The following is a 25,427-nucleotide window of genomic DNA, read 5'->3' as shown; positions in this document are numbered from 1 at the left end:
GGAGATCGAAAGACGACACCGGGTGCTGCGTGAAACTCTACCGCCTCCAAGCGGCAAGGGTTCAGATACACCACCTACGGTCCTGGGGATTAAACGGTGCCCATAGCGCCGTTCATAACCATCGGGGCACTCGTACCCATCCAGCCTACTACCACCTGGACGGCGTGAAGCCGTGATCATCATCGTCGCCGAACAGGCGCTCCGCTTCGAAACGCTCCTCCATCGCCCGCGGCGATAGGCGAGCCTCACGCTTCGCCAAATGCTCCATCGTCCAGTCCAGAAACGCCGACAACCGGGGGCGCGGCTCAGCCGAAACCTCCTCGGGGAGCATGGCGATGAGACGACGAAGCCGATCCAGTTCATCGAGTTCGGAGAGAATCGCCGCCAGTCCGGCGGCACGGCGATCGTCAACATGTTTGACACGCGCAGCGAGTTCGCGGCGGCGACGCTCTTCCTCGATCCTTCGCTGCTCGGCTTCTCGCCTGAGCCGATCTTCAGTTTTCGCTGCAGCAAGCACCGCGAGACCGACGGCGACATCACTGGCCATATTCTCCAGTCGCTGGACCTTGGCGTCACGGAAGCTCCGGCGCGGCGCAGAGCCCCGAAAAACATATACCTGCTCAAACTCAAACGAGAGCTGGCCGGTTGGATGGTAGTCCCACTCTGGAAAGCGAGGCTTATCAAAGAAAACGTCGTCCCAGGAGTTGCGGTGCGCCGCGCGATCTCTCTTTCGTTCCCAAGCCTCCTCTTTGGCCCGCTCGCCATCGGTTAGTACATATTTCTCCCGCCTGATTGTTTCTGTGATCGAGAAGCCAACCGTCTCGTTTTCGGATTTGAATTTCGCTAAGCCCTCGCCTGCGACGAGTTCGAAGCCTTGAAGTTCTGCTGCCCGGACAATCCGCTGCAGGGCGATGGCAAGACGGTCGATTGACGCCGACGCCACCTCACACTTGATGAGTCCAGGCCTGTCAGCAGCGACGATACCGATATCGGATGGCTTCGCCTTTCTGAGCCCGGCGAGCGTCCGCTCGATAACCGGGTGCGGCGGGGCTGATTGACTATCATCGCCTTCAGACGCGAGGATACGTGCCTGTTCGCGCACGCCGGCAAGCGCGGCAGCTTCACGGCTGAGGTCCGCATTTGCAATTGTGATCCTGTCAGCACTCCCCGCCTTAGCCTTCGGCAGGGGCGCTTGCTTAACCTTCTTCCCGGCTGCCTTCTTCGCCCACCAGCCAAGCGGTGGATTAGGGATGTCATGCTTCCTACAGATCTTGTGAAGCGCGACATCGGAGATCGCGAACTCCTTTGCCAAATGCGTCAACGGCTTGGACCAGACGAGTTCGTAAAATTCTTCGCGCGTAAAAACCCTTGCCACAGTGATTCCTTCGATGGTCTCCCGTCTGCCTCCTCGGACGCCAATGCGACCGCAGGATTGTTGAGCCCCAAGCGACCACAGAATCCTCTTAGGCATCGCCTCGTGTGATCGCCCGCCATGGTGCAACAACCTGTTGCACTATAACGGAAGCCTGGGAGAATTTGTGTCTGCTCCTCTTTACCTGACGCTCGACGAAGTCATTAAACGCTATCGCAACCAGATCAGCGAGGGCACGCTGCGCAATTGGCGATCTAAGAGGATCGGCCCATCGTTCATCAAAATCGGCAAAGCAGTTCTATACCCGGTCATCGAGCTAGATCGCTGGGATCGCTCAAACCTCATCCTATGCCAACGCACGCGACATCTCCCTTTTGATACCGTTGAGACTGAGACCTGCGAAATGTGAGCGTCGGGATGAGCCCCCGTCCCGTTGGCGGGGGCAAAGCCTGCTGCAGCGAACGGTCCCGAACACTGCTACCAGAGAGGCACTTGTCCCGATCTGCATTCTCCCGTAACCGTGGTTTGCCAGGAACTCGTGATCCTGCATGCGTTTCTGGAAGCGGCAAGGATCAGGCGGAATACGGCGGGATGGTCACAGAACGTCATTTGTTCCAGACACCAAACCCATACCCCAGTCCATTCGATACTTCTCATAACGTACTGATAAACAAAGAATTATTTCTTTGGCTGTTTTGGTCCATAATCACCCAAGTGGTGATCCGACACCCTCGCGCGCCGATATCGATATGACGAAAACGATCATCGACACCGCCAAGCCGCTCGGCATCACGGTGCATGACCACATCGTCATCGGCAAGGACGGGCATATCAGCATGAAGGGATTGAGGCTGATCTGACCCTCGTGCCGTCAGGCCACCTGCACCAGGTGCCCTGCCGAAACCTCGCGATATTCCCGCTTCGGCGGCCGGTAATCCATCGGACGGACCGGGCTTTTCAGCTCGTCGTTCGAGATGCCGCGACGGATGCCGCGGCGGGCCGGGTCCGGCACCGGAACGGCGGCCATCAGCTTCTTCGTATAGGGATGCTGCGGATTGTCGAAGACCGCCGGCCGCGGGCCGATCTCGACGATCTCGCCGAGATACATGACCGCGACGCGATGGCTCACCCGTTCCACCACGGCCATGTCGTGGCTGATGAACAGGAAGGCGAGATTGAGGCTCTGCTGCAGGTCGAGCAAAAGGTTGCAGACCTGCGCCTTGATCGACACATCGAGCGCCGAGACGCTTTCGTCGGCGACGATCACTTTCGGATCGAGCGAGAGCGCCCGGGCGATCGCGATGCGCTGGCGCTGACCGCCGGAAAACTCATGCGGATAACGGCCCGCCATGTCCGGTGAAAGGCCGACCTTGCGCAACAGATCAGCGGTTTTCTCCTTCGCTTCCTTCGCCGTGCCGAGCTTGTGCTTGATGAAAGGTTCGGCGATTGCCGCCCCCACCGTCATGCGCGGATTGAGCGAGGAGAAAGGGTCCTGGAAGATCATCTGGATCGTCTTGCGCATATTGCGCAATCCGACCTGATCGAGCCGCAGCACGTCGTAGCCGTCGAGCGCCACCTCTCCGCCGGTCGGCTCGATCAGCCGCATGACCGAACGGCCGGTCGTCGACTTGCCGCAGCCGGATTCACCGACCAGTGACAAGGTTTCGCCCTGGAAGAGATCGAAGGAAATATCCTCCACCGCATGGACCGCGCCGGTCTGCCGGGCGAAGAGACCGGAGCGGACCGGAAAGCGGGTGACGAGGTTCTTCACCGCCAGGACGGGCGTCCTGCCGCTCGCCACCGTGCCCGCAACTTCCTGCGGCTCAGCCGCCTCGCCGGTCTTCATGTCGACCACCGCGAAACGGGTGGGCCATTTTCGGTCCTGCATCGAACCCAGTTTCGGCACGGCGGACAGAAGCGCCCGCGTATAGGGATGCTTGCCGCGGTGGAAAATCTCCTCGGTCGGACCGCTTTCGACCGCCTCGCCGCGGTACATGACGATGGTGCGGTCGGCGATCTCCGCCACCACGCCCATGTCATGGGTGATGAAGAGCACCGACATGCCCTCCTCTTCCTGCAGCACCTTGATGAGATCGAGGATCTGTCCCTGAATGGTGACATCGAGCGCGGTGGTGGGCTCGTCGGCGATCAGCAGCTTCGGCTTCGAGGCAAGCGCCATGGCGATCATGACGCGCTGGCGCATACCGCCGGAGAACTGGTGCGGATAGTCGTCGAAGCGCGCCGAAGCGTTCGGGATTCGGACCTTTTCAAGAAGCCGCACGGTTTCGGCGCGCGCTTCCTGTTTCGAAAGCCCCTTGTGGCGTGTCAACACTTCGGAAATCTGCCTTCCGATGGTGAAGATCGGGTTCAGCGAGGTCATCGGCTCCTGAAAGATCATCGCCGCGGCGTTGCCGCGCACGCCGCGCATCTCCTTTTCGGAAAGCGCCAGAAGCTCCTTGCCGTTGAGAAGGATCTTTCCCTCGATACGGCTGGAGCCCGGCGCCAGGAGCCGCATGATCGACAGCGAGGTGACGCTCTTGCCGGAACCGCTCTCGCCGACGATCGCGACCGTTTCGCCGGGGCGCACGTCGAAGGAGACGTCGCGCACGACGCTCTTCCATTCGCCGTCGACCAGGAAGGAGGTCGTGAGGTTCCTGACGGAAAGGACGGGGGCTTCGCTCATGACGGCTTCCCTCATTTAAGGCTTCCACGGGGTTGCGAAGGAGGCCGAGGGCCGGCCTTCCGCCTCGCGGGCGGCTTCCAGCTCGGCGATCTTCTCATCGATGACGCGGCGGTCGATCATGCCATGCGGGTTCTCCCGCGTCGGCATGGTCTCGGCGACATGCAGGTACCGTTCCTGCGCCACGGCATAAAGCCGGCGCAATTCCTTGAGCGGATCGGCGTGGTCGTCCGCGTGAATGCGCAGCCAGGCATAATCCTGATCGCGATAGAGGACGAGTGCCGCGGACTGCTTGCCGCGCTTGTCGCCGCCGGCGGCCTCTCCCGCATCCATGGCGTCGAGCAGGCGTTCGGCAAGCGGCGCGCCGGCGGCAACTTTCTCCTTGTAGACGCGCAGCGTCTCCGCGATCACCTCGGGCCCGGCCAGCATGTTGCCGGCGACGGAAACGTTGTCGTCCACCAGATGGCCGGCCCAGTCGATGCAGATCTCGCCCGTATAAGCGGCGTTGCGGCCGTTCGCGTCGATGAGATGGAACTGGCGCTGCCGTCGTCCGTCGTCGCGGGCCGTCAGCGTCTCGATGATCTCTTCCGGCGACTTGCCCTCTTCGAGCAGCTTCAGGCCGTCGGTGCCGTAGAGCGGGCTGACGAAGGCCTGCGTGGCGACGGCTCCCACCCTGCCCTTGATATGCGGCACGGCGGCGCCGACCGCGAAGAAGCGGCTGGCGACCGCAATGCCGAAATGGCCGGTCTCAGGATCGCGTGCGACGATCGACCAGGTCATGGCTATCTCCCCACCGCATAGGCCTGCATCAGGCGGGGCGTCGCCGCCGCCCGCATCAGGCCGTCCGCGTCGCGGCGCGCCGCCGTCAGGCGACCGACGCTCCACGGATCGGCGACGGTGACCTGATGGCCGCGGCGGCGAAGCTCGGCCAGCACCTCGGGGCCGACATTGCTTTCCACCATGATGTTGCCCGGCTCGCGGGTGCGCGGGTAGAACGAGCCCGGGAAATGGGTCGTGTGGAAGAGCGGCATGTCGATCGCCGCCTGCAGGTTCTTTTTGTGATGCACGTAGCGCAGGAAGAAGGGAAGCTGCCACTGGTCCTGCTGGTCGCCGCCGGGCGTGCCGAAGACCAGTGTCGGCCGGCCCTGATGCAGCGCGAGCGACGGTGTGAGCGTCGTGCGCGGACGCTTTCCCGGTTCGAGCGAGGTCGGCAGGCCGGGCTTCAGCCAGAACATCTGGGCCCGCGAATTCAGCGCGAAACCGAGCCCCGGGACGATCGGCGAGGATTGCAGCCAGCCGCCGGACGGCGTGGTCGAGACCATGTTGCCCCAGCGGTCGATGACGTCGATATGCACGGTGTCGCCGCGCTTTTCGGAGAGGTGCGACATGGTGGGCTCATAGACCGCGCCCTCGCCGCTCACCTCGCCCAGCATCGCCATCGTGAGCTCGAACTGATGGTCGTAACCCGGCACGCGGCCGGGACGCAGTTCGAGCGAAGCCTGCCCGCCGATCAGCTTGCGGCGCTCGGCGTTATAACCTTCCGACAGCAGGTATTCGGTCGGGATCTGCGCGAAATCCGGATCGCCGTAATAGACTTCGCGGTCGGCATAGGCGAGCTTCATGGCTTCCACGACCACGTGCACGAAATCGGCGCCGGAAGGGTCCATGGAGGAGAGGTCGAAGCCCTTCAAGAGCGCCAGCGACTGCAAAAGCACCGGCCCCTGCCCCCAAGCCGGCGTCTTGGCGACCGTCCAGTCGTGGTAGTCGTAGGTCTGCGGCGCCTCGACCGTCCCCTTCCAGTTCGCCATGTCCTGCGCCGTCAGCACGCCCTTGTGGCGGGAGCCGCTCGCATCCATGACTTCCGCCGTGCGGACATAAGCGTCGATCGCCTCGGCCACGAAGCCGCGATAGAAGACGTCGCGCGCCGCTTCGATCTGGTTCTCGCGGCCGCTCTTCGCCTCGGCCTCTGCGATGACGCGCTTCCAGGTCTCGGCGAGGACCGGGTTCTTGAAGTTGGAGAGCGGCTCCGGAGCGGTGCCGCCCGGAAGCCAGGTCGCGTAGGAAGTCGGCCATTCCTTCTCGAAGAAGCCCGCGAGCCCCTTGATGGTGGCCGAGACGCGGGCAAGCACCGGATGACCGTTCTCAGCGTAGTAGATCGCCGGCTCCAGCACGTCGCGGACGCTCATCGTGCCGTAGTCGCGCAGCATCAGCATCCAGCCGTCGAAGGCGCCGGGAATGACGGTCGCGAGCAGGCCGTCGCCGGGGATCATCGTCAGGCCTTCGGATGTGTAGTGCTCGATGGTCGCGCCCGCCGGCGCAGGACCCTGAGCGCAGATGACCTCGACCTTGTCCTTTTTCTTCGAATAGAAGACGGCCGGCATGTCGCCGCCGGGGCCGCAGAGATGCGGCTCGACGATCTGCAGCACGAAGCCGGTCGCGACCGCTGCATCGAAGGCGTTGCCGCCCTTTTCGAGGATCGCCATGCCGACCGCGGACGCGATCCAGTGGGTCGACGTGACGACCCCGAACGTGCCGAGGATTTCGGGCCTTGTGGTGAATTCGGTCATTCTCGGAAATCCTTTTTGAAACTCATGCTTTGCCCGGTCATTACGCCTCACGGGGATCCAGCGCGTCGCGCAGGCCGTCGCCCAGAAGATTGAAGCCTATGACGACGAGGAAAATTGCGATACCCGGCCACAGCGCCATCCACGGGGCCTGGCTCAGGAAATTCTTGGCGACGTTCAGCATCGATCCCCAGGACGGCGCCGGCGGCTGCTGGCCGAGGCCGAGGAAGGAAAGGCTCGCCTCGGCGATGATGGCGGTGGCGATCGTCAGCGTCGCCTGCACGATGATCGGTGCCACGACATTCGGCAGGACATAGCGGACCATGATTTCAACGTGGTTCAGCCCGACGGCGCGCGCACCTTCGACATAATCCTCCGTCTTGACCGCCAGCACTTGGCCGCGCGTCAGCCGCACGAAGATCGGCATGGCGGAGAGCCCGATCGCGATCATCGCGTTCATCAGGCTCGGGCCGAGGAAGGCCGCGAGCGCGATCGCCATGATGAGAAAAGGCATGGCGAGCAGCGCCTCGGTGATGCGCGAGATCACCATGTCCACCCAGCCGCCGAAATAGCCGGAGATGAGGCCGAAGGGCACCCCGATGCAAACAGCGATGGCGACGGAGAAGACACCGGCCATCAGCGAGGCCTGCGCTCCCCAGATCATCCGCGAGAGGATGTCGCGGCCGAGATCGTCGGTGCCGAGCCAGTGCATGGCGGACGGCGCCTTGCGGATCGCCGACCAGCTCGTGGCGACGGGGTCGATGATCGGCAGGATCGGCGCTGCGACCGCCAGAATCGTGAAGAACAGGACGATCACGGCGCCGACGAGTGCCGATTTGTTGCGCTTCATCTTGCGCCAGGCGCGGCTCTGCTCCCGCTTCGCGGCCACGGAGGACACGGCTTGGTCTATCGTGGTCATAGGGTCGCCCTCAGACGCGGATTGAGCAGGACATAGAGCACGTCCGCTATGAGATTCATGAGGATGAAGCCGACCGCCGTGCAGAGCACGACTCCCTGCACCACCGCATAGTCGCGGTTGAAGACGGCATCGACGATCAGCTTGCCGAAGCCCGGAATGGTGAAGATCTGCTCGGTCAGCACCGCACCGGCGAGCAGCTCGCCGAAGAGCAGCGCCGAAAGTGTGACGACCGGCAGCAGCGCGTTGCGGAAGCTGTGGCTCAGCACCACCTCGCGCGGCGAAAGCCCCTTGGCGCGGGCGGTGCGGATATAATCGGCGCTGAGCACGCCGACCATGGCCGAGCGGGTGTGGCGCATCAGCGTGGCGGCAAGCGCGTTGCCGAGCACGAAAGCCGGCATGATCATGGTCTGAAGCGAGCGGACGGGATCGACGAAGATCGATTCATAGCCCGAGGCCGGCAGCCAGCCGAGCTGCACGGAGATCAGCAGGATCAGCATGATGCCGAGCCAGAAATTCGGGATGGAAAGGCCCGAGAGCGCCACAATGTTGGCGATGTAATCGATCGCCGTGTTCTTCTTCACCGCCGCCAGGATGCCGATCGGAATGCCGATCAGCATGGCGAAGAACATCGCCATGACGGCGAGCTGGATCGTCACCGGCAGCTTCTGGAGGATCAGCTCCAGGACCGGCTGGTTGGTGCGCAGCGAGATGCCGAAATCGCCGGTGAGCACGCCGCCCAGCCAATAGAAATATTGCACGACGACGGGATCGTTCAGCCGGTACTTGTCGCGCAGGAATTCGATGACCGCCGGATCGCGCTCCTCGCCGGCCATGGCGAGAATCGGATCGCCCGGCAGCAGCTTCTGCAGCGAAAAGACGAAGATGGAGATGATCAGCAGGGTCGGGATCGCGACCAGGAGACGCTTTCCGATGTAAACGGGCATGGTGCCGCCCCCGTATTTGCAAAATGCGTTTCAAGGATGCGTGGGAAAGTGCCGCATGAGAAAGCTCCCATGCGGCGCAAGCGGATCAACCTTTCTTGACGCCCTGCAGGCGGATCATGCCGTCAGGAGAAGGCACGAAACCGGTGACGCTCTTCTTGTAAGCCCAGATCCACGACTGATGGCCGAGATAGATGACCGGCAGTTCGTCGTTGAGGATCACCGACGCGGCATCGTATTTCTGCTTGCGGACCGCGTCGTCGGTCGAGGCGCGCGCCTCGTTCAGCAGCTTGTCGACTTCCGGGTTGCAGTATTTGGTATCGTTGATGCCGCCCTTGCAGGTGATGAACTGGTGGATATTGCCATCCGGATCGACACGGCCGGACCAGTCGGAGCGGCTGAGCTGATAGTTGCCGCGGGTCTGCTCGTCGAGAAGCGTGGCGAATTCCGTCGATTTCAGGCTGACGTCGAAGCCGGCTTCGGCGACCATCGACTGGACGATCTGCATCATCTGCTGCGCGACCGGATTGTTCGGAATCTGCATCTCGATCGGAACGCGCTCGAAACCGGCTTCCTTGATCAGCGCCTTGGCCTTCTCCACGTCGCGGGCCGGAACGGGCAGCGCCTTGTTGAACCACGGGCTGTTCGGCGGGAACGGCTGGTTGCCGCCGACGGCCGTGCCTTCGTAGACGATCTGGTTCAGCGCATCGCGGTCGATCGCCAGCGAAAAGGCCTGGCGCAGGCGCTTGTCCTTGCCGAACGGGTTGTCGGCGCGCGGGCCGTTGCCGATGTTCGCATAGAGCGCCATGTAGCCGATGTTGACGACGGAATCGAAACCGAGTTTCGTGTCGGACTTGACGGCCGCCACGTCGGTCGGCGCCAGGCGTTCCATGAAGTCGAGATCGCCGGACTGCAGGTTGGCAAGCCGGACGGTGGTATCCGGGATCGGGAGGTAAGTGACCTTGTCGATGAAGATCTTGTCCTTGTCCCAGTAATCGGCGAATTTTTCGAGGACGATGCGGTCCTGCTGGACGCGCTCGACGAACTTGAACGGGCCGGCGCAGACGGGCTTGGAGCCGAAATTGGCGCCGAGTTCCTTGGCCGCCGTCGGCGAGACGATCATCCCGGCGCGGTCCGAAAGCTGCGCCAGCAACGTGACATCCGGCGCCTTCAGCGTGAACTTGACCTCCAGCGGACCGGCCGCCTCGACCTTGGCGACTGAGGCAAGCTCGCTCTTGCGGCGGGATTCCGGCAGGCTGATGTTGCGCTCGATCGTCGCGACGACGGCTGCGGCATCCAGCGCCGTGCCGTCGTGGAACTTGACGCCGTCGCGGATCTTCATGGTCAGTTCCTTGGCGTCGGCGGACCAATTCCACTCGGTCGCGAGCTGGGGAACGATCTTCAGGTCCGGAGAAACGTCGACCAGCTTGTCGCATAGGGCGGTATAGACGATACGGCCCACGAAGGTGCGGGACTGGGCCGGATCGAGAACGTCGGCATCGTCCTGGAGGCCGATGCGAAGCTCTGCGGACAGGGCCGGAAAGGCGAACAGCGCGCCGGCAAGCAGCGCGGTCGTCAGCTTGGTAAGTCGCTTCATTGTGATCATTCCTCTCTTTTGGTTTTCAGGTCTTCTCGTTTCGGCCGATTTGCCGGCTTCTCATACGGTCGCGTCCTGCGCCCGAAATTCTTCCGAGCCATCCCCGGCATCCGAACCGGGGACGGCATGGTCGTGCTCCATGGAGGTCGCCCGGATAAGCCGTTCCTGCAGCGTCAGCATGTGCTCGCGCATCGCCTCGCCGGCACGCGACGGATCCCGTGCGGCAATCGCCTCGATGATGTTCTTGTGCTGCGCGTAGGAGACCTCGAAGGCATTCTTGCCGGAGCGGGCGCGCTCGCGAACCGCCCGCCATGCCTCATCCTGCCGCACGCGGTTGATCACGTCGAAAATGGACAGGAAAAGACGGTTGCCGGCGCTCTGGGCGATCAGCCGGTGCAATGCGCCGTCCCAGAGTTCGCGGGCGTCGGCGTCGCTGCTTTCGATGATCTTCCGTGCAAGCTCGCGCATCTTTTCCACGTCGCGCGGCCTGGCGCGCATGGCGGCAAGCTGGGCGAGCTGCGGCTCGATCCTGAGACGGACCTCCATCAACTCCATGAAGTCGGTGCCGGCGACGATGTCGCCAAGATGTTCGCTGAAACGGTCGGGACGTTCGCCGATGAACGTACCCGACCCCTGGCGGCGCCAGATCAGCCCTTCCGCTTCAAGCACTTCCAATGCGCGGCGCACCACCCGGCGGCTGATCCCGAGCATCTCGGCCAATGCCCGTTCCGTCGGCAGGCGCCCTTCCGAACCGAGTTCCCCCGCCCCCAGAAGCTCCCTGAGGCGGTCGAGCGCATAGTTCGAGTTGTCGTGAGCCTCGCCTGTTTTCCCCTGTACCATTTTCTGGACCAATTTTTAATTGGTTCCAATGGATGGCATTTCCAGGCCTGCGTCAAGGCAATTTTTCGGCAATTTTCGCAATGCACAAAATCTATGCAGAACGTTCGGAATCGAGGCTTGAATGCGCCGCAATCAAAACTTTAGAATAGGCCGCTACAAGGGAATCGAGAGCACGGCCGCATTGCGGCGGTGGGTAGTTTCGAAGCGGAGCACTTCATGAACCAATACGACCTCATCGTCGTCGGCAGCGGACCGGCCGGTCGCCGCGCCGCCATTCAGGCGGCCAAACTCGGCAAGAAGGTCCTGGTCATCGAACAGGGAAAAAGGGTGGGCGGCGTCTCCGTCCATACCGGGACAATCCCGTCGAAAACCCTGCGCGAGACCGCTCTCAACCTCTCCGGCTGGCGCGAGCGCGGCTTCTACGGCCGGGCCTATCGCGTCAAGCAGGAGATCAGCGCGGAAGACCTGCGCCGCCGCCTCATCATCACCCTCGACCACGAAGTCGAGGTGCTGGAGCACCAATTCGCCCGCAACCGGGTGCAAAGCATTCGCGGCAAGGCGACCTTCGTCACGCCCGATACGCTGGCGATCGCCAAGGACGACGGAGAAATCCTGCACGTCACCGGCAAATCGATCCTGCTCGCCGTCGGCACCAAGCCCTTCCGACCTGATTATATGCCCTTCGACGGCAGGACGGTCGTCGACAGCGACGAGTTACTGGAAATCGAGGAACTGCCGCGTTCCATGGTGGTCATCGGCGCCGGCGTCATCGGCATCGAATATGCGACCATCTTCTCGGCGCTCGACACCGCTGTCACCGTCATCGATCCGAAGCCGACCATGCTCGATTTCATCGACAAGGAGATCGTCGAGGATTTCACCTATCAGCTGCGAGACCGCAACATGAAGCTCTTGCTCGGCCAGAAGGCCGAGAAGGTGGAGCGGCTCCCCGACGGCAAGGTTTCGATTGAGGTCGATACGGGCCGCAAGATCATCACCGACATGGTGCTCTTCGCCGCCGGCCGCATGGGCGCCACCGACACGCTGAATCTCGCCGCCGCCGGGCTCGAAGCCGACAGCCGCGGCCGGCTCAAGGTCGATCCGGAAACCTTCGAGACCTCCGTTCCCGGCATCTACGCCGCCGGCGACGTCGTCGGCTTTCCGAGCCTTGCTTCGACCTCCATGGAACAGGGGCGCATCGCCGCCCGCGTCGCCGTGGGCGCAATCGCCAAGGAGCCGCAGAAATATTTCCCCTACGGCATCTATGCCGTGCCGGAAATCTCCACCTGCGGCCTGACGGAAGAGGAGATGAAGGAGCGCGGCATTCCCTACGAATGCGGCATCGCCCGCTTCCGCGAGACTTCGCGCGGCCATATCATGGGCCTCGATACCGGCCTGCTGAAACTCATCTTCTCGCTGAAGACCCGCCGCCTGCTCGGCGTGCATATCGTCGGCGAAGGCGCGACGGAACTCGTCCATATCGGCCAGGCCGTCCTCAATCTCAAAGGTACGGTCGAATATTTCGTCGAGAACACGTTCAACTACCCGACGCTTGCCGAAGCCTACAAGATCGCCGGCCTCGACGCCTGGAACCGCATGGGGGAGCTGCCGAAGGAAGCTCCGGTCGCAACCGCTCAGCCGCTCGACACCGCCACGACGACCACCGCGACGGACAAGAAAAAAGCCGCCTCGAAGTGAGGCGGCCTTCCAAGAGCTCGACATGAAATGGCCCCTTTCGGGGCCATTGTCGTCGGTATTAACGCGAATAGAATTCGACGACCAGCTGCGGCTCCATGATGACGGCGTAAGGCACGTCGGAGAGGCTGGGGACGCGAGCGAAGGTGGCAACCATCTTGTTGTGGTCGACTTCGATATAGTCCGGAACGTCGCGCTCTGCGAGCTGCACCGCTTCGAGGACCGAAACGAGCTGCTTCGACTTCTGGCGGACTTCGATGACGTCGCCGGCCTTGCAACGGTAGGAACCGATGTTGACCCGAACGCCATTGACGGTCACATGGCCGTGGTTGACGAACTGGCGGGCCGCGAAGACCGTCGGAACGAACTTGGCGCGGTAGACGATCGCGTCGAGGCGCGATTCCAGAAGGCCGATCAGGTTCTCCGAAGTGTCGCCCTTGCGGCGGTTGGCTTCGTCGTAGATCGCGCGGAACTGCTTTTCGCGCAGATCGCCGTAATAACCCTTGAGCTTCTGCTTGGCGCGCAGCTGCACGCCGAAGTCGGAGAGCTTGCCCTTGCGGCGCTGGCCGTGCTGGCCCGGGCCGTATTCACGGCGGTTGACCGGGGACTTCGGACGGCCCCAGATGTTTTCGCCCATACGGCGGTCGATTTTGTACTTGGACGATTCGCGCTTGCTCATCGTATTTCCTTCTCAACAGGTTACACCGGTCTGTTGCCAAACCGGATCAAGGAAACACGCCCTCCTCTGAACCCTGATTCAAGAGCTCTGACAGGTTTCTCACGAAAGCGATCGGAGACAACCACGGGACATGTCAAATGAAACACCGGGCGTCGCCACCCGGTGTTGGCGGGGTCTTTAGGCGGATGTCATGGAAATGTCAACAGGTGCTGCATTAACCATTCGGCAAGGCCATCCGCAATCTTTCTTTGATAGCCGGCAAATATCTCCCATTTATATAGACGGGAGGTACCGTGCCATGCGCCAGAAAGCCTGGAGCAATCCGCTTAGAATTGAAGATCCGGAAACCGGAGCCGTCCGCACGGTCAAGACCGTCCGCCAGGCGAAGACCTTGCTCGACCGCCACTGGCCCGCCTATCACGGCAGCCAGTACCATCGTGCCGAGCGGACCTGCGGAGAAGCGCTGGAGGGCAGATCGGCCCCTTCGGAGGCTCGGCAGGCTTTCATCGCCGCGGCGGTGGAAGCGCATTTCCACATCCAGTAGCCGCTCACTCCGCCGCAGCCCGTATTTCGCCCTCGTCCGGCGCATCGGCATTCCCCGGCGCGGTCTCCGCTTGCAGATCGGGGAAGGCGACGATGCGCTTTCCGGAAAAATCCGCATGCACGACGATCAGCCCCTGCTCCTCGAAATAGCCGAGCAGGCGCCGCGCGCGTCTTGCGGAATGAGTGCCGTAGGCGCGTGCTATGCGGGCGTCCGACGGACACGGCTCTCCCGATATCGCGGCCTTCGCCATCATCAGGAAGACGCCCTGAAGATCATCCGAAACACCGGCCGACAGGGAAAGAGCCGTTTGCCACGCCTCACTGGCCGCGGTCTCCGCATCGACGCCGGCCCGGGCGATCGCCACGCGACGGCGGAACTCGGAAAGCGAGAGCGGCGGCCCGGCCAGGCGACGCATGCGGGCGCGCACCAGAAAATCCTGATAGAGCACCGAATCCGTCCGGTAAGCCGATTGCGGATCGTCGAGGATTTCCGAGAGCACAACGGAAAGCCGCTCCTCCCGCTCTTCCGGCGAAAGCTCCGGCTGAGGAGCGCGCGGTTCCTGCGGCGCCGACGAGGTTGCGGCCGGTGTAGACCGCGACAGCTCGGCCAGAATATCCGTCGTCGGACGAGGAGCGGGCGTCGGCCGGCGTGCCGCCGTGATCGGCCGGGCGAATTCCTCCGGATCGGGCGTGAAGATCAGGTCCTCGACATCCTGCGGCGCGTCCGGCAGCGGCATCAGCTTGGGGCTGGAGGAGCGCGCCGAGGTTTCCACCGCGCCGATGACGATCGGCAGAGGCCGGCGCGACAAAGCCGGGCCGAGGGCGACGAAATTGCCACGCTTGAGATCCCGGAACATTTCCGCCTGGCGGCGGTCCATGCCGAGCAGGTCGGCGGCGCGCGCCATGTCGATATCGAGGAAGGTGCGGCCCATCAGGAAGTTGGACGCCTCCGCCGCGACGTTCTTGGCAAGCTTCGCCAGGCGCTGGGTGGCGATAACGCCGGCAAGACCGCGCTTGCGGCCGCGGCACATCAGATTGGTCATGGCGCCGAGCGAGAGTTTTCGCGCGTCTTCGGAAACGTCGCCGCCGACGGAGGGCGCAAACATCTGCGCCTCGTCCACCACGACGAGCACCGGATACCAGAACTCGCGATCGGCATCGAAGAGGCCGTTGAGGAAAGCGCCCGCGGTGCGCATCTGCTCCTCGAGATCGAGCCCCTCCAGCGTCAGAACACAGGATACGCGGTTCTTCCGGATGCGGTTGGCGATGCCGGCGAGCTCGGCTTCCGTGCGCTCGCCATCCACCACCACATGGCCGAACCTGTCCGACAGCGTGACGAAATCGCCTTCCGGATCGATCACAACCTGCTGCACCCAGGGCGCCGACTGCTCTAGCAACCGCCGCAGGAGATGGGATTTGCCGGAGCCGGAATTGCCCTGCACGAGCAGGCGGGTGGCCAGAAGCTCCTCGATATCGAGCTTGGCGGGATCGCCCCCGGCCACAGTTCCCATATCGATGCCGACCTGCAATGCACTTCCCTCGTATGCCGTCTCTTCGCGGTGACTCACTGGACCCGCGACTCCCGAGCCATAACAGAGACCGGGATTCGTTTCGCCGGGCAAGAGCGAAAATGCACAGGGTTGTGTGATCGGCTTCAGGAGGCGGCCCTTCGATAAAAGGCCAGAGACCCTGCGAGCGCCAGAAGCGCGCCACCGCAGAGCCGGTCCAGCCAGAGCGCGCCCTTCTTTTTCAGAAGATGCACGGCCCGCGAACCGAGCAGCGCATAGGCGAACATAACCGCAAAATCGATAAGCCCGAAGACGATCGCAAGGATCGCGTATTGCGGCACCTGCGGCGCACCGGCCGTGATGAACTGGGGCAGGAAGGCCGAGAAGAACAGGTAGCCCTTGGGATTGGTGACCGCGACGAGAAAACTTTTCAGGAAGATCGACGTAGCGGAACCCGAGCCGGAAACCGCGGCATCTTCCGTTACGTCAAGCGAGCCCTTCGAGCGCAGAAGCATGATGCCGAGGAAGGCGAGATAGCCGGCGCCCAGCCATTTGACGACCGAGAACCAGAATTCGGAAGCCGCGAGCAGCGCGCCGAGGCCAAGCGCCACGGCACCGATCAGCACGAAATCGGAGAGCACGGCACCTGCCATGCCCGGCAGCGCGCGGCGCAGGCCGTAGCGGGAACCGTTGGTCAGCGCGAGCAGCACGGTCGGCCCAGGCGTCGCAATGCCGATGAGAGCGACGATCGCGAAGGCAAGCAGGGTCACTTCGTTCACTGGCTTTCTCCTACCAGAGGTTTCTGCCGTCGATGACCGTATGCGGCCATTCCTCGGCGTCGAAATCGTCGAACAGCCTCGCGTTCACGCCGAAGCGGCGCGTCTTGCCGTCCCATGTCCCGTCCAGCTGGAAATCCGGGCTGTCGCTGTAGGTCGTGCAGCCACAGGTGCCGCAAAAATGATGCGCCACCAGTCTGGAGTTCCAGCGGTAGACCCGGTCGCTCGCCGGATCCGCCTTCACATGCACCCGCTTCGGCTCGTAATAGGCGTAAAGCGCGCCCCGCCTCGAGCAGAAGGTACAGGTACAGCGGGTGAGCGCCTGCGGCAGCTCGCCGTCGATCTCGAAAACGGTCTCGCCGCAATGGCAACGTCCGGTCAGCATATGCTCCTCCTCCCAGATAAAAGCTTATGCGGTGGCGCGCTTGAAACCGATCGAAAGCAGGCCGGCACCGATCATCAGCGAACCGCCGGTGCGGTTGACGATCTTCTGCACTTTCGGCTTGCGGATCTGGTTGCGCGCCAAGGCCGCCAGCAGGCCGTAAAGCGTCGCGTTCAATGTCGCGAGCGTCAGGAAGGTGGCCTCGAAGATCGCCATCTGCAGGAAGAGCGGCTTCGAAAGATCGAGGAACTGCGGCAGGAAGGCCACGAAGAAGACGATGCTCTTCGGATTGAGCGCCGTCACCGCATAGGCATGCAGGAAGACGCGGAAAGGCTTGGCCGACTGCGTCTCCGCCTCATCGACCTCGGCCGTCCGTTCGGACACCGGAGCGCGCCAGAGCTTGATCCCGAGATAGATGAGATAGGCCGCCCCCACCCATTTCAGCACCGTGAAGAGCGCCGCGGAGGTCGCAAGCAGCGCGCCGAGGCCGAGCATGGAGGCGGTCATGGCGGTGAAGTCACCGAGCGCGACGCCGGCGACGGTCGCGGTGGCGACCCTGCGGCCGTGGCTCAGCGCATAGGAGATGACGAGCAGGATCGTCGGCCCCGGAATGGCGAGCAGCACGGACGAAGCGGCGACGAAGGCAAGCCAGTGTTCGAGCGACATTTTCGAAATTCCTCCAGAGAAGGAGGCGAGCAAGCCACCGATTTTTTCACTTGGCAAGGGTCTTCTTTCAGTGCCCATATGTAAAGCACACTTGACACTCACGCAAAAGCGAGTGATGTAAAGGAAGCTTTACAAAGGAGAGTTCAATGCTCAGTGGCCGATACTTTAAGGAGTTCGCCGCCGGAATGGCGGCTTATGGCGCCTCCGTTGCGCTGATGGCCTACGTGCTGCCCCTGGTCGAGAATCCGATTTTGCGACCCCTGGTTGCTCTGCTACCTATGGTGCCCGCCCTCACGGTCTGCTGGGTGGTGTTGCGTCAGTTGAGGCGCATGGACGAACTGCAGCAGAGAATCCAGATCGAGGCCATAGGACTTGCCTTTGCCGGTACCGCCGTCATCACCTTTGGGTACGGCTTTCTCGAAATCGTCGGCTTTTCCCGCCTTTCGATGTTCGTGGTCTGGCCGCTCATGGCAACGCTTTGGATCGTCGGAACGATCGTCGGCAACCGGCGCTATCGATAAGCAATGAAAAACCACATTAGACGACTGCGGACGGAAAGAGGCTGGTCGCAGGCAGAACTGGCGAGCCGGCTGGAGGTGTCGCGTCAAACGGTGAATGCTCTGGAAACGGGCCGCTACGATCCCAGCCTGCCGCTGGCGTTCCGGATCTCACGGCTCTTGTCGATGCCGATCGAGCAGATATTCGAGGAGGAATGAGGGCGCCAGCACCGGATTGGCCCCCGCTTTACCGAAAGTTTGCCGATCCTCTAGTGGCGCTGCGCGATTTTCCCTGATCGCCGTGGAGCCGTCTCACGACGTTCCTGCCGGGATTAGACAAGGCCGCCTTTCGCCGCCTCCTATACCCTCAATCCGAAACCCTGCATCAGCCGCCGCGTCGCGAAATCCGGACTGCCGGAGGTGAAGACGGCGAAATCGTAATTGTCGGGATGCTCGGCACCGTCGACCAACGGCACCTTGCGACGCGCTTGCCTCGCGATCGCCTCGGCGGGATCGAGCCAATCGACCGGCCAGGGCGCAAGCCGCCGGAAGACATTCGCCATGAAGGGATAATGCGTGCAGGCGAGCACGACGATGTCGGTCTTTTTCCCGTCCTTGTCGATGAAGCACGGTGCAATCTCCGCCATGACCGTCTCGTCGGAAATCGCCTCTCCGCGGATGTAGGCCTCCGCCATGCGGGCGAGATTTTCCGAGCCGACGAGCCTGACATGGCATTGCGTCGCAAAGGACTGGATGAGATCGCGGGTATAAGCGCGCTTCACCGTTCCCGGGGTCGCGAGCACGGAAACGAGACCGGAGCGGGTGCGTTCGGCTGCCGGCTTGATCGCCGGCACCGTGCCGACGAAGGTTGTCCCGGGGAATTTTTCGCGCAGGTCCGAACCGGCCAGCGTGAAGGCCGTGTTGCAGGCGATCACGCAGACTTCCGGATCGTATTCCTTCAGCAGCTTTTCGAAGAGAGAGAGAATGCGCTCCTTGAGCGCCGGCTCTTCCCAACCTCCGTAAGGAAAGCCCGCATCATCGGCGATGTAGACGAAGCCGCGTTCCGGCATCAGGACGCGCGCCTCGCGCAGCACCGTCAATCCGCCGATGCCGGAATCGAACATCAGCACCGGCTTCAATTCACTCGTCTGCGTCATTCCCCGTATTCTCCCCGATATCCCCTTGGGGATCGCCCGCCTTCTCCTGCTTCGGCCATCGCCGCGGAAAACGGTCGAGCGAACTGATGACGCCCCGGAACACGCTGATCTCCTGTTCCGTAAAACCCCGCCGCGAGATGACGGCGCGGAGATTGTCGATCATTTTTGGCTTTTTCGCGGGCGGATGAAAATAGTTGCGGGCGTCGAGCGCCTCTTCCAGATGCTCGAACAGGCCGAACAGCTGTTCCTTGGTGGAAGGCCGTTGCCCGACGGCCTGGAAAGGCGTCTCGCCGAGGTCCTCCATTCCCGATTTCATCCATTCGTAGGACATCAGAAGCACGGCCTGGGCGATGTTGAGCGAGGCGAAGGCGGGATTGACCGGAAACGTGACGATCTCGTCGGCGAGCGCCACCTCCTCGTTGGTAAGCCCCCAGCGCTCGCGGCCGAAGAGAATGCCGGTCTTTTCGCCTGCCCGGAATTTCGTCCGCAACGTCGTGGCGGCTATCACCGGCGACCGCACCGGCTTGAAGCCGTAACGCTCGCGCGCCGTGGTGGCATAGACGAAGTTCAGGTCCTCGATCGCCTCTTCGAGCGTCCCGTAGACCTTGGTTTCGTCGATCACGTGGTCGGCCTTGGAGGCGGCAGCGCGCGCCTTTTCGCTCGGCCAGCCGTCGCGCGGGTTGACGAGCCTGAGTTCGGCAAGGCCGAAATTGGCCATGGCGCGCGCCACCATGCCGATATTCTCGCCAAGCTGAGGCTCCACCAGCACGACCGCCGGCCCTTCCGCAATCAGTTCGCGCTCGCTGTTCGTCCCTGACATCTTTTGCTTCCGTCTCAAAGTTCGCGCCCGCAATAGCGGCGCAGGCGGCAATCGGCAAGTCTCACGCAACGGCGGGATAAAGCCGGCTCAGCATCGAGCCGATCATCTCGACGCCTATACGGGTACCATGCTTGAAGATCGGCAGGTGCCGGCCGGCGGCACGGCCGAGGTCGCGTTTGACCGAGAAGCATTCCGAGCCGCGCGGGGCGAGCGCATCGATATTCTGAAGCGTCTCTTCGAGCGCCGCCAGCACTTCCCCTTCCGGTTTCCTGCCCGCCTCCACCGCATTGCGGGCGAAGATGCGTGCCCAATAGGTGGCGCCGAGGAAGATTGCGAGTGTCTGGCGCACATGCCCCGGCCGCGTCACCACAGACCAGGAGGTGCCGAGCGGACGCGCGGCGACCGTCACCTCGCGATAGGCGGCGTCGAGCTTTCGCGACAGCTCGATCACCTCGAAACCGCCCTTACCCTCCTTGACCGCCGCCAGAAGCTGCCGCAGCCCGTCGAACCAGCGGCCCAATGCCTGATCGAGCGTCGAGCGGGTCGGCGCCGGGAAAACGAGAAAGGCGACCACGGTGCCGGCAATCGCACCGATCAGCGTTTCCTCGATCCTCAGCCACAGGAGATCGAGGGTCAGCGAGCCGATCAGACCGTAGATCAGGCAGAGCACGATCGAGATGAAGAAGGTCATCGCCGCGTAGGAAACCTGCAGGAAATAGAAGCCGAGGAAGATGCAAAGCGCCACGAGGGGCACCGAAATGACCGGTTGGGGACCGATCAGCGTCGCGAGCATCAGGCCGCTGGCGATGCCGGCGAGCGTGCCGATCGACCGCTGCAGCGCCCGCATTGCAGCGTCGCCGCGGGATTTGGTGTTGGTGAAGATCAGGAAGGCGGTCAGCACCGCCCAGAACCAGCGGTCGCGAGACAGCATGAGACCGAAGGCCATCGCGACGGCCGAGGCCACCGTGATCTGGATTGCGGCGCGGATCTGCGGGTTTTTGAGCGAGAAATCGGGTTTGGCCGCCGGTGTCGGCGCTGCGCCGTCGATCGTCCGGAAACCAGCGGCACGCCCCTCCTCGATGGCCATAGCAAGCGCCACCCTCGCCTTCTGCAGCCAGACGAGCGCGCGGGCGCTTTCCGACATGCGCTCGTCGTCTGCGACCGCCGCGCTTGCCGCTATCTTTTCCGCCATGTCCAGATCGTCTTCGATCAGCGCGTGGACGAGCACGAAGGGCGGCGGGGCCTCGAGCGACAGCACGATCGCGCTTTCGGCGGCGAGATGCACGTAGAAGATCGCCATGGCGAGCGCGGTGACCGGCTCGTTTTCCGGCTCGATCGCGCCTTCCGGCGGCCGCGGCAGAAATCCTTCCGCCATCAGCACCACGTCCTTCAGCCGCTCTTCGAGCTGGCGCAGTTCGCGCCTGTCCGCCTCGGTCGAGGAGCCGGCGCTCGAAAGGACCGCAAGCCGCATCAGGATGTCGCCCACCCTGCCCTGGATCGCCACGAGAGACTGGAGCAGATCGCGCCGCCAATCGTCCGGCAGCACGTAGGTGCGCACCAGATGACCGGTGACGACCGCGAGCGCCGGGCCGATCGCGCCGAGTGGCAGGTCGGCGAGACCCGGCCTCAGATAAGCGCCCATGAAATAGGAGGTGAAGGCGAACATGCCGACCGCGAAACCGCGCGGCCCGTAGACGCGTCCGACGGCGGCGCAGAGGATGACCACCAGGAACATCGGGTCGGAGATGTAGCGGTAATCCTCCAGCGCCGCGGCAAGCCCCACGCATGAGAGGCTCACCACGCCGCCGATCAGCCGCGTCTTCAACTGCTCGGCCGGCAGCCGGTCGCGCACCGCCACGCCGCCCTCGATCGAGAGGATGATGGCTAACCCGTAGGCGATCGAAGGCAGCGCCAGGCCGGCCAGATGGATCACCGCCAGGCAGGCGACGGTCGCCACGACCGTCAGCGTCACACGCCCCGCCATGCGGAAGCGCGACAGCGCGGGGTCACTTGCCAGCAGCCAATCCCTGATCTTGGCGGAAGCCCTCATCAACCACCCCAGGCGGGCAACGGCGCCCGCTCACCGGAATGGAATATATCTCCACAGGCGGATTCGGCGAGCCTGCTCATGCGTCTGCCAAGACCGGTCATTCGCCCTTGGCGATCGACTGCATCTCCTCGATCACCGAATCCCGCTCGCCGTCGGCGACGCGGTGGATGTCGTCGATCACCGGCTTGCCGTCCTCCTCGGTCACGTCGAAATGCACTTCGTTGACGCTGTCCTTCACGTCCGCTTCGTCCACGCAGGCCCACATCTTGAAGGTGACGGTCACGTCGGTCATGCCGTTGGCGCCCGGTGCCGAATTCATCTTGACCTCCTGCAGCGGACAGCCGTCCTGCGAACTGGTGATGACGTCGTAGCCGAAGGGGTCGCCCGGCTGGTTGTTCTCCGTCTCGTAGGCGGGATGTTTTGCCGCTTCCGCATAGGCCGCCTGGAACTTCTTGCTGAAGAGGCGCGCCAGCGGATCCGGATCGAAGATGTATTTCCATTCGCTGTCGACGGTATTCCAGTTGTCCTCGGTGATCTTCATCACTTGCCTGACGGGATCGGTGGCGTCGGCTGCCGCCGCAAGGGTGGAGATGAGCGAAAAAGCGATGGCGAGCGGCAGGGTCCGCATGGGAAGAATCCGGTTGTTCGAGTGAGATGCCCGGACATTAAACCCGGTTTGCGGTTTGACAAGGGCAATCCCGGGCTATCCTCGCGAAGTCGTCGGCGCGCGCCCCGCGGATGCACCGCGATTTCTCTCCCGAAAAGCCGTCTCGGACGGCCGAATGCCTTTGCGTTCCGGCCCGGCGATGCTATAGCGCACCCACCGGCGTCCACCCTTCGGGGCGCAAAAGGTCCCACTCACGTCCAAGAGGAATTCCATGCAAAAGATCAAGGTAGCAAACCCGGTCGTCGATCTCGACGGCGACGAGATGACCCGCATCATCTGGCAGCTCATCAAGGACAAGCTGATCCTTCCCTATCTCGATCTGGACATCGAATATTACGACCTCTCCGTCGAGAACCGCGATGCCACCAACGATCAGGTGACGATCGACGCCGCCAACGCCATCAAGAAGCACGGCGTCGGCATCAAGTGCGCGACGATCACCCCGGACGAAGCCCGCGTGAAGGAATTCGGGCTCAAGGAAATGTGGAAGAGCCCGAACGGCACGATTCGCAACATCCTCGGCGGCGTCATCTTCCGCGAGCCGATCATCTGCAAGAACGTTCCCCGCCTCGTGCCGGGCTGGACGCAGCCGATCGTCGTCGGCCGCCATGCCTTCGGCGACCAGTACCGCGCCACCGACTTCAAATTCCCGGGCAAGGGCAAGCTGACGATCAAGTTCGTCGGCGAAGACGGCACGGTGATCGAGAAGGAAGTCTTCAACGCCCCCGGCGCCGGCGTCGCCATGGCCATGTACAACCTCGACGAATCGATCCGCGAATTCGCCCGCGCCTCGATGATGTACGGCCTGATGCGCAAGTGGCCGGTCTACCTCTCCACCAAGAATACCATCCTCAAGGCCTATGACGGCCGCTTCAAGGACATCTTCGAAGAGGTCTACCAGACCGAGTTCAAGGCGAAGTTCGACGAAGTCGGCATCACCTACGAGCACCGCCTGATCGACGACATGGTCGCGGCCGCGCTCAAGTGGTCGGGCGGCTACGTCTGGGCCTGCAAGAACTACGACGGCGACGTGCAGTCCGACACCGTCGCGCAGGGCTTCGGCTCGCTCGGCCTGATGACCTCGGTGCTGCTCACCCCGGACGGCAAGACGGTCGAAGCCGAAGCCGCGCACGGCACGGTCACCCGCCATTACCGCCAGCACCAGAAGGGCCAGGAAACCTCGACCAACTCGATCGCCTCGATCTTCGCCTGGACACGCGGCCTCGCGCACCGCGCCAAGCTGGACGACAATGCCGAGCTCGCGAAATTCGCCTCCACCCTCGAGACCGTCTGCGTCGCGACCGTCGAGGCCGGCTTCATGACCAAGGACCTCGCCCTCCTCATCGGTCCCGATCAGCCGTGGCTCTCCACGACCGCCTTCCTCGACAAGATCGACGAGAACCTCAAGAAGGCCATGGCTGCCTGAGCCCGAAAAATCGGCTAAGACCATGCGGCGGGGAGAAATCTCCGCCGTTTTCTTTGAGGAGCCCGCCTATGCCCGTCACCGTCCGCCCGCTCGAACCGTCCGACCGTCCCGCCTGGGAGCCGCTCTTCGAAGCCTATCTGCGCTTTTACGAAACCGTGCTGCCGAAGGCGCAATACGATCTCACCTGGAGCCGGCTCCTCGATCCCGAAGAGCCGATGCATGCTTTCGGCGCCTTCGACGAAAAGGGCCGGCTCGTCGGCATCGCGCATGCGATCTTCCACCGGTCCTGCTGGCTGCCGGACTGGACCTGTTACCTGCAGGACCTCTACGTCGAGCTCAGCCAGCGGGGAAAAGGCGCCGGCGAAGCGCTGATCGATGCCGTCGCCGAACTCGCCCGAAACAACAAGGCCAGCCGCCTCTATTGGCTGACGCATGAAAGCAATGCCACCGCCCGGCGGCTCTACGACCGCGTCGCGCAGAATGCCGGCTTCATCCAGTACCGCAAGCCGCTCTGATCCCTGAAATTTCGGCCTGTCTTGATTCCGCAACATCCTCGCCTTAGAACATAAAGCGAACGGAAAAGGAGAGGATCATGTCCGACGAATTGGTGCTTTATACGAACCCCATGTCGCGCGGCCGCATCGCCCGCTGGATGCTGGAGGAAGTGGGCGTGCCCTATCGCGCCGAAATCCTCGGCTTCGGCACGACGATGAAGGGAGACGACTACAAGGCGGTCAATCCGATGGGCAAGGTGCCGACCGTCGTGCACGGCAACAACGTCGTGACGGAATGCGCGGCGATCTGCGCCTATCTGGCGGACGCCTTCCCCGAGGCCGGCCTCGCCCCGCCCCCCGCCGAACGCGCGAATTACTATCGCTGGCTCTTCTTCGCGGCCGGGCCGGTCGAGGCCTCGGTCAGCAACAGGGCGCTCGGTTTCGAAGTTCCGAAGGATCGCGAACGGATGATCGGCTACGGCACCTATGCCGACGTGATCAACACGCTTGAAAAGGCGGTGGAGGCGAACCCCTATATCGCCGGGGACAGGTTCACGGCGGCCGACGTCTATGTCGGCGCCCAGCTCGGATGGGGCATGCAGTTCGGCACGATCGAGAAGCGCCCGGCTTTCGAACGGTATTTCGGGCGGCTCGCCTCCCGCGAGGCGGCCATCCGCGCCAACGAGAAGGACAATGCCGCCGCAGCGGAGATGCAAAGCGCGGGGTAGGCAAGCACGCCGCTCATCGGTGATCGGCGGAAAGCGTTCCCTGCAGTCGGAAGCCTGCGACGCCGGGTCTTTCGGGACACGGCGCCGAAGGATAGCGGGCCCGCCGGAAGCGGCGGGCCAGCCATCTTGTGATCTGAAGCGCTTAGTTCGAAGGAGCGGGCGTCGTCGGTGCCGGCGCAGGTGTCGTCGGCGCAGGCGTGGTCGGCGCGGTTCCAGTGCCGGCAGGCGTGTTGGTGGTCGATGCGGGCCACAGGAAGATCGCAATCAGGATAATGACTATGACCACTATGATGCCGATGACGGCGTTTCTGCTCATGGGTTACTCCCTCCCTCTCGAGACGATAAGCGATCGATGGAACAATCATGATCGACCGCTGTGGCAATAGTATGGATCGCAAAACGCGTTTGGGAAGGGGTTGGGGTATC

General features: G+C 63.0%; 26 protein-coding genes and 1 pseudogene. 9 read left to right on the top strand and 18 right to left on the bottom strand.

What is annotated here, in order from left to right; translation table 11 throughout:
• Nucleotides 1–148 precede the first annotated feature (148 nt).
• On the bottom strand, nucleotides 149–1,375 hold the full coding sequence (locus ACMGE0_RS11365) for a hypothetical protein (RefSeq protein WP_436815964.1): 1,227 nt from the start codon (nucleotides 1,373–1,375) through the stop codon (nucleotides 149–151).
• Nucleotides 1,376–1,538: 163 nt separating this feature from the next.
• On the opposite strand from ACMGE0_RS11365, the gene ACMGE0_RS11360 reads away from it, so the two are divergent.
• Both ACMGE0_RS11360 and ACMGE0_RS11355 read left to right on the top strand, forming a co-directional pair.
• Nucleotides 1,539–1,781: a helix-turn-helix transcriptional regulator gene (locus ACMGE0_RS11360; RefSeq protein ID WP_436815963.1), complete on the top strand. Its 243-nt coding sequence runs from the start codon at nucleotides 1,539–1,541 to the stop codon at nucleotides 1,779–1,781.
• A gap of 283 nt (nucleotides 1,782–2,064) precedes the next feature.
• Nucleotides 2,065–2,232 (top strand): annotated as a pseudogene (locus tag ACMGE0_RS11355) (JAB domain-containing protein); the annotation flags it as partial.
• An 11-nt stretch (nucleotides 2,233–2,243) separates the two neighbouring features.
• On the opposite strand, the gene ACMGE0_RS11350 reads toward ACMGE0_RS11355, so the two are convergent.
• The 7 genes from ACMGE0_RS11350 to ACMGE0_RS11320 form a co-directional block, all read right to left on the bottom strand.
• Nucleotides 2,244–4,055 (bottom strand): ABC transporter ATP-binding protein, encoded by a 1,812-nt coding sequence (locus ACMGE0_RS11350; protein WP_436815962.1) that lies wholly within the window; start codon nucleotides 4,053–4,055, stop codon nucleotides 2,244–2,246.
• 15 nt (nucleotides 4,056–4,070) lie between these two features.
• The gene (locus ACMGE0_RS11345; protein WP_436815961.1) at nucleotides 4,071–4,832 is read right to left on the bottom strand and encodes a DUF1028 domain-containing protein; all 762 of its coding nucleotides are present in this window, start codon (nucleotides 4,830–4,832) and stop codon (nucleotides 4,071–4,073) included.
• Between the two features lie 2 nt (nucleotides 4,833–4,834).
• Entirely contained in the window at nucleotides 4,835–6,619 is a 1,785-nt protein-coding gene (locus tag ACMGE0_RS11340) for a gamma-glutamyltransferase family protein (RefSeq protein ID WP_436815960.1), read from the bottom strand.
• Between the two features lie 40 nt (nucleotides 6,620–6,659).
• Nucleotides 6,660–7,535, bottom strand: coding sequence for an ABC transporter permease (locus ACMGE0_RS11335; protein ID WP_436815959.1), 876 nt, complete (start codon nucleotides 7,533–7,535; stop codon nucleotides 6,660–6,662).
• Nucleotides 7,532–8,479 carry an ABC transporter permease gene (locus tag ACMGE0_RS11330; RefSeq protein ID WP_436815958.1) on the bottom strand — a complete coding sequence of 316 codons (948 nt, stop codon included), beginning with the start codon at nucleotides 8,477–8,479 and terminating at the stop codon, nucleotides 7,532–7,534. The genes ACMGE0_RS11335 and ACMGE0_RS11330 overlap by 4 nt, the downstream gene beginning before the upstream one ends.
• An 85-nt stretch (nucleotides 8,480–8,564) precedes the next feature.
• Entirely contained in the window at nucleotides 8,565–10,073 is a 1,509-nt protein-coding gene (locus ACMGE0_RS11325; protein WP_436815957.1) for an ABC transporter substrate-binding protein, read from the bottom strand.
• A gap of 60 nt (nucleotides 10,074–10,133) precedes the next feature.
• Nucleotides 10,134–10,913: a FadR/GntR family transcriptional regulator gene (locus ACMGE0_RS11320; RefSeq protein WP_436815956.1), complete on the bottom strand. Its 780-nt coding sequence runs from the start codon at nucleotides 10,911–10,913 to the stop codon at nucleotides 10,134–10,136.
• A 216-nt stretch (nucleotides 10,914–11,129) separates the two neighbouring features.
• Between ACMGE0_RS11320 and sthA the strand changes: the two genes are divergently transcribed.
• Nucleotides 11,130–12,611 (top strand): Si-specific NAD(P)(+) transhydrogenase, encoded by a 1,482-nt coding sequence (sthA, locus tag ACMGE0_RS11315; protein ID WP_436815955.1) that lies wholly within the window; start codon nucleotides 11,130–11,132, stop codon nucleotides 12,609–12,611.
• Between the two features lie 58 nt (nucleotides 12,612–12,669).
• Here sthA and rpsD read toward each other — a convergent pair whose 3' ends face one another.
• A complete protein-coding gene (gene rpsD / locus ACMGE0_RS11310; RefSeq protein ID WP_436815954.1) occupies nucleotides 12,670–13,287 on the bottom strand; it encodes a 30S ribosomal protein S4 in 618 nt (205 codons plus the stop codon).
• A 298-nt stretch (nucleotides 13,288–13,585) separates the two neighbouring features.
• Here rpsD and ACMGE0_RS11305 point away from each other — a divergent pair, with 298 nt between their 5' ends.
• A complete protein-coding gene (locus ACMGE0_RS11305) occupies nucleotides 13,586–13,831 on the top strand; it encodes a DUF982 domain-containing protein (RefSeq protein ID WP_436815953.1) in 246 nt (81 codons plus the stop codon).
• A gap of 4 nt (nucleotides 13,832–13,835) precedes the next feature.
• Here ACMGE0_RS11305 and ACMGE0_RS11300 read toward each other — a convergent pair whose 3' ends face one another.
• From ACMGE0_RS11300 to ACMGE0_RS11285, 4 genes are all read right to left on the bottom strand, one after another.
• On the bottom strand, nucleotides 13,836–15,359 hold the full coding sequence (locus ACMGE0_RS11300; RefSeq protein WP_436816195.1) for a helicase HerA domain-containing protein: 1,524 nt from the start codon (nucleotides 15,357–15,359) through the stop codon (nucleotides 13,836–13,838).
• Nucleotides 15,360–15,484: 125 nt separating this feature from the next.
• On the bottom strand, nucleotides 15,485–16,117 hold the full coding sequence (locus tag ACMGE0_RS11295; RefSeq protein ID WP_436815952.1) for a LysE family translocator: 633 nt from the start codon (nucleotides 16,115–16,117) through the stop codon (nucleotides 15,485–15,487).
• A 10-nt stretch (nucleotides 16,118–16,127) separates the two neighbouring features.
• Nucleotides 16,128–16,499, bottom strand: a complete 372-nt coding sequence (locus ACMGE0_RS11290) for a GFA family protein (RefSeq protein WP_436815951.1) — start codon at nucleotides 16,497–16,499, stop codon at nucleotides 16,128–16,130.
• Nucleotides 16,500–16,523: 24 nt separating this feature from the next.
• Complete coding sequence (locus tag ACMGE0_RS11285; RefSeq protein WP_436815950.1) at nucleotides 16,524–17,162, bottom strand: LysE family translocator; 639 nt, start codon at nucleotides 17,160–17,162, stop codon at nucleotides 16,524–16,526.
• Between the two features lie 146 nt (nucleotides 17,163–17,308).
• On the opposite strand from ACMGE0_RS11285, the gene ACMGE0_RS11280 reads away from it, so the two are divergent.
• On the top strand, nucleotides 17,309–17,683 hold the full coding sequence (locus tag ACMGE0_RS11280; protein ID WP_436815949.1) for a hypothetical protein: 375 nt from the start codon (nucleotides 17,309–17,311) through the stop codon (nucleotides 17,681–17,683).
• Between the two features lie 3 nt (nucleotides 17,684–17,686).
• Nucleotides 17,687–17,878, top strand: coding sequence for a helix-turn-helix transcriptional regulator (locus tag ACMGE0_RS11275; protein ID WP_436815948.1), 192 nt, complete (start codon nucleotides 17,687–17,689; stop codon nucleotides 17,876–17,878).
• Nucleotides 17,879–18,018: 140 nt separating this feature from the next.
• Here ACMGE0_RS11275 and murI read toward each other — a convergent pair whose 3' ends face one another.
• From murI to ACMGE0_RS11255, 4 genes are all read right to left on the bottom strand, one after another.
• Complete coding sequence (murI, locus tag ACMGE0_RS11270; RefSeq protein ID WP_436815947.1) at nucleotides 18,019–18,816, bottom strand: glutamate racemase; 798 nt, start codon at nucleotides 18,814–18,816, stop codon at nucleotides 18,019–18,021.
• On the bottom strand, nucleotides 18,800–19,636 hold the full coding sequence (locus ACMGE0_RS11265) for an RNA methyltransferase (RefSeq protein ID WP_436815946.1): 837 nt from the start codon (nucleotides 19,634–19,636) through the stop codon (nucleotides 18,800–18,802). The genes murI and ACMGE0_RS11265 overlap by 17 nt, the downstream gene beginning before the upstream one ends.
• Nucleotides 19,637–19,697: 61 nt before the next feature.
• Nucleotides 19,698–21,686: an FUSC family protein gene (locus ACMGE0_RS11260; protein WP_436815945.1), complete on the bottom strand. Its 1,989-nt coding sequence runs from the start codon at nucleotides 21,684–21,686 to the stop codon at nucleotides 19,698–19,700.
• Between the two features lie 97 nt (nucleotides 21,687–21,783).
• On the bottom strand, nucleotides 21,784–22,314 hold the full coding sequence (locus tag ACMGE0_RS11255) for a hypothetical protein (protein ID WP_436815944.1): 531 nt from the start codon (nucleotides 22,312–22,314) through the stop codon (nucleotides 21,784–21,786).
• 250 nt (nucleotides 22,315–22,564) lie between these two features.
• Here ACMGE0_RS11255 and ACMGE0_RS11250 point away from each other — a divergent pair, with 250 nt between their 5' ends.
• From ACMGE0_RS11250 to ACMGE0_RS11240, 3 genes are all read left to right on the top strand, one after another.
• Nucleotides 22,565–23,779: an NADP-dependent isocitrate dehydrogenase gene (locus tag ACMGE0_RS11250; protein ID WP_436815943.1), complete on the top strand. Its 1,215-nt coding sequence runs from the start codon at nucleotides 22,565–22,567 to the stop codon at nucleotides 23,777–23,779.
• A gap of 68 nt (nucleotides 23,780–23,847) precedes the next feature.
• A complete protein-coding gene (locus ACMGE0_RS11245) occupies nucleotides 23,848–24,294 on the top strand; it encodes a GNAT family N-acetyltransferase (RefSeq protein WP_436815942.1) in 447 nt (148 codons plus the stop codon).
• A 77-nt stretch (nucleotides 24,295–24,371) separates the two neighbouring features.
• Nucleotides 24,372–25,001, top strand: a complete 630-nt coding sequence (locus tag ACMGE0_RS11240; protein ID WP_436815941.1) for a glutathione S-transferase family protein — start codon at nucleotides 24,372–24,374, stop codon at nucleotides 24,999–25,001.
• Between the two features lie 142 nt (nucleotides 25,002–25,143).
• Here ACMGE0_RS11240 and ACMGE0_RS11235 read toward each other — a convergent pair whose 3' ends face one another.
• Nucleotides 25,144–25,317, bottom strand: coding sequence for a hypothetical protein (locus ACMGE0_RS11235; RefSeq protein ID WP_436815940.1), 174 nt, complete (start codon nucleotides 25,315–25,317; stop codon nucleotides 25,144–25,146).
• Nucleotides 25,318–25,427: the final 110 nt, after the last annotated feature.

Source organism: Neorhizobium descurainiae (assembly GCF_051400715.1).
GTDB lineage: Bacteria > Pseudomonadota > Alphaproteobacteria > Rhizobiales > Rhizobiaceae > Neorhizobium.
Note: the sequence above shows the minus strand (reverse complement) of the source record. Positions and strands in the feature narration are given on the sequence as shown.

Bases quoted from the DNA above. Each gene is read 5' to 3' on its own strand.
- ACMGE0_RS11240 (WP_436815941.1), top strand. From the start codon at position 24,372: ATGTCCGACGAATTGGTGCTTTATACGAACCCCATGTCGCGCGGCCGC.
- ACMGE0_RS11330 (WP_436815958.1), bottom strand. From the start codon at position 8,479: ATGCCCGTTTACATCGGAAAGCGTCTCCTGGTCGCGATCCCGACCCTG.
- rpsD (WP_436815954.1), bottom strand. From the start codon at position 13,287: ATGAGCAAGCGCGAATCGTCCAAGTACAAAATCGACCGCCGTATGGGC.
- ACMGE0_RS11265 (WP_436815946.1), bottom strand. From the start codon at position 19,636: ATGTCAGGGACGAACAGCGAGCGCGAACTGATTGCGGAAGGGCCGGCG.
- ACMGE0_RS11335 (WP_436815959.1), bottom strand. From the start codon at position 7,535: ATGACCACGATAGACCAAGCCGTGTCCTCCGTGGCCGCGAAGCGGGAG.
- ACMGE0_RS11320 (WP_436815956.1), bottom strand. From the start codon at position 10,913: ATGGTACAGGGGAAAACAGGCGAGGCTCACGACAACTCGAACTATGCG.
- ACMGE0_RS11275 (WP_436815948.1), top strand. From the start codon at position 17,687: ATGAAAAACCACATTAGACGACTGCGGACGGAAAGAGGCTGGTCGCAG.
- ACMGE0_RS11290 (WP_436815951.1), bottom strand. From the start codon at position 16,499: ATGCTGACCGGACGTTGCCATTGCGGCGAGACCGTTTTCGAGATCGAC.
- ACMGE0_RS11260 (WP_436815945.1), bottom strand. From the start codon at position 21,686: ATGAGGGCTTCCGCCAAGATCAGGGATTGGCTGCTGGCAAGTGACCCC.
- ACMGE0_RS11305 (WP_436815953.1), top strand. From the start codon at position 13,586: ATGCGCCAGAAAGCCTGGAGCAATCCGCTTAGAATTGAAGATCCGGAA.
- ACMGE0_RS11235 (WP_436815940.1), bottom strand. From the start codon at position 25,317: ATGAGCAGAAACGCCGTCATCGGCATCATAGTGGTCATAGTCATTATC.
- ACMGE0_RS11345 (WP_436815961.1), bottom strand. From the start codon at position 4,832: ATGACCTGGTCGATCGTCGCACGCGATCCTGAGACCGGCCATTTCGGC.
- ACMGE0_RS11340 (WP_436815960.1), bottom strand. From the start codon at position 6,619: ATGACCGAATTCACCACAAGGCCCGAAATCCTCGGCACGTTCGGGGTC.
- ACMGE0_RS11280 (WP_436815949.1), top strand. From the start codon at position 17,309: ATGCTCAGTGGCCGATACTTTAAGGAGTTCGCCGCCGGAATGGCGGCT.
- ACMGE0_RS11325 (WP_436815957.1), bottom strand. From the start codon at position 10,073: ATGAAGCGACTTACCAAGCTGACGACCGCGCTGCTTGCCGGCGCGCTG.
- ACMGE0_RS11350 (WP_436815962.1), bottom strand. From the start codon at position 4,055: ATGAGCGAAGCCCCCGTCCTTTCCGTCAGGAACCTCACGACCTCCTTC.
- ACMGE0_RS11255 (WP_436815944.1), bottom strand. From the start codon at position 22,314: ATGCGGACCCTGCCGCTCGCCATCGCTTTTTCGCTCATCTCCACCCTT.
- sthA (WP_436815955.1), top strand. From the start codon at position 11,130: ATGAACCAATACGACCTCATCGTCGTCGGCAGCGGACCGGCCGGTCGC.
- ACMGE0_RS11285 (WP_436815950.1), bottom strand. From the start codon at position 17,162: ATGTCGCTCGAACACTGGCTTGCCTTCGTCGCCGCTTCGTCCGTGCTG.
- murI (WP_436815947.1), bottom strand. From the start codon at position 18,816: ATGACGCAGACGAGTGAATTGAAGCCGGTGCTGATGTTCGATTCCGGC.
- ACMGE0_RS11250 (WP_436815943.1), top strand. From the start codon at position 22,565: ATGCAAAAGATCAAGGTAGCAAACCCGGTCGTCGATCTCGACGGCGAC.
- ACMGE0_RS11245 (WP_436815942.1), top strand. From the start codon at position 23,848: ATGCCCGTCACCGTCCGCCCGCTCGAACCGTCCGACCGTCCCGCCTGG.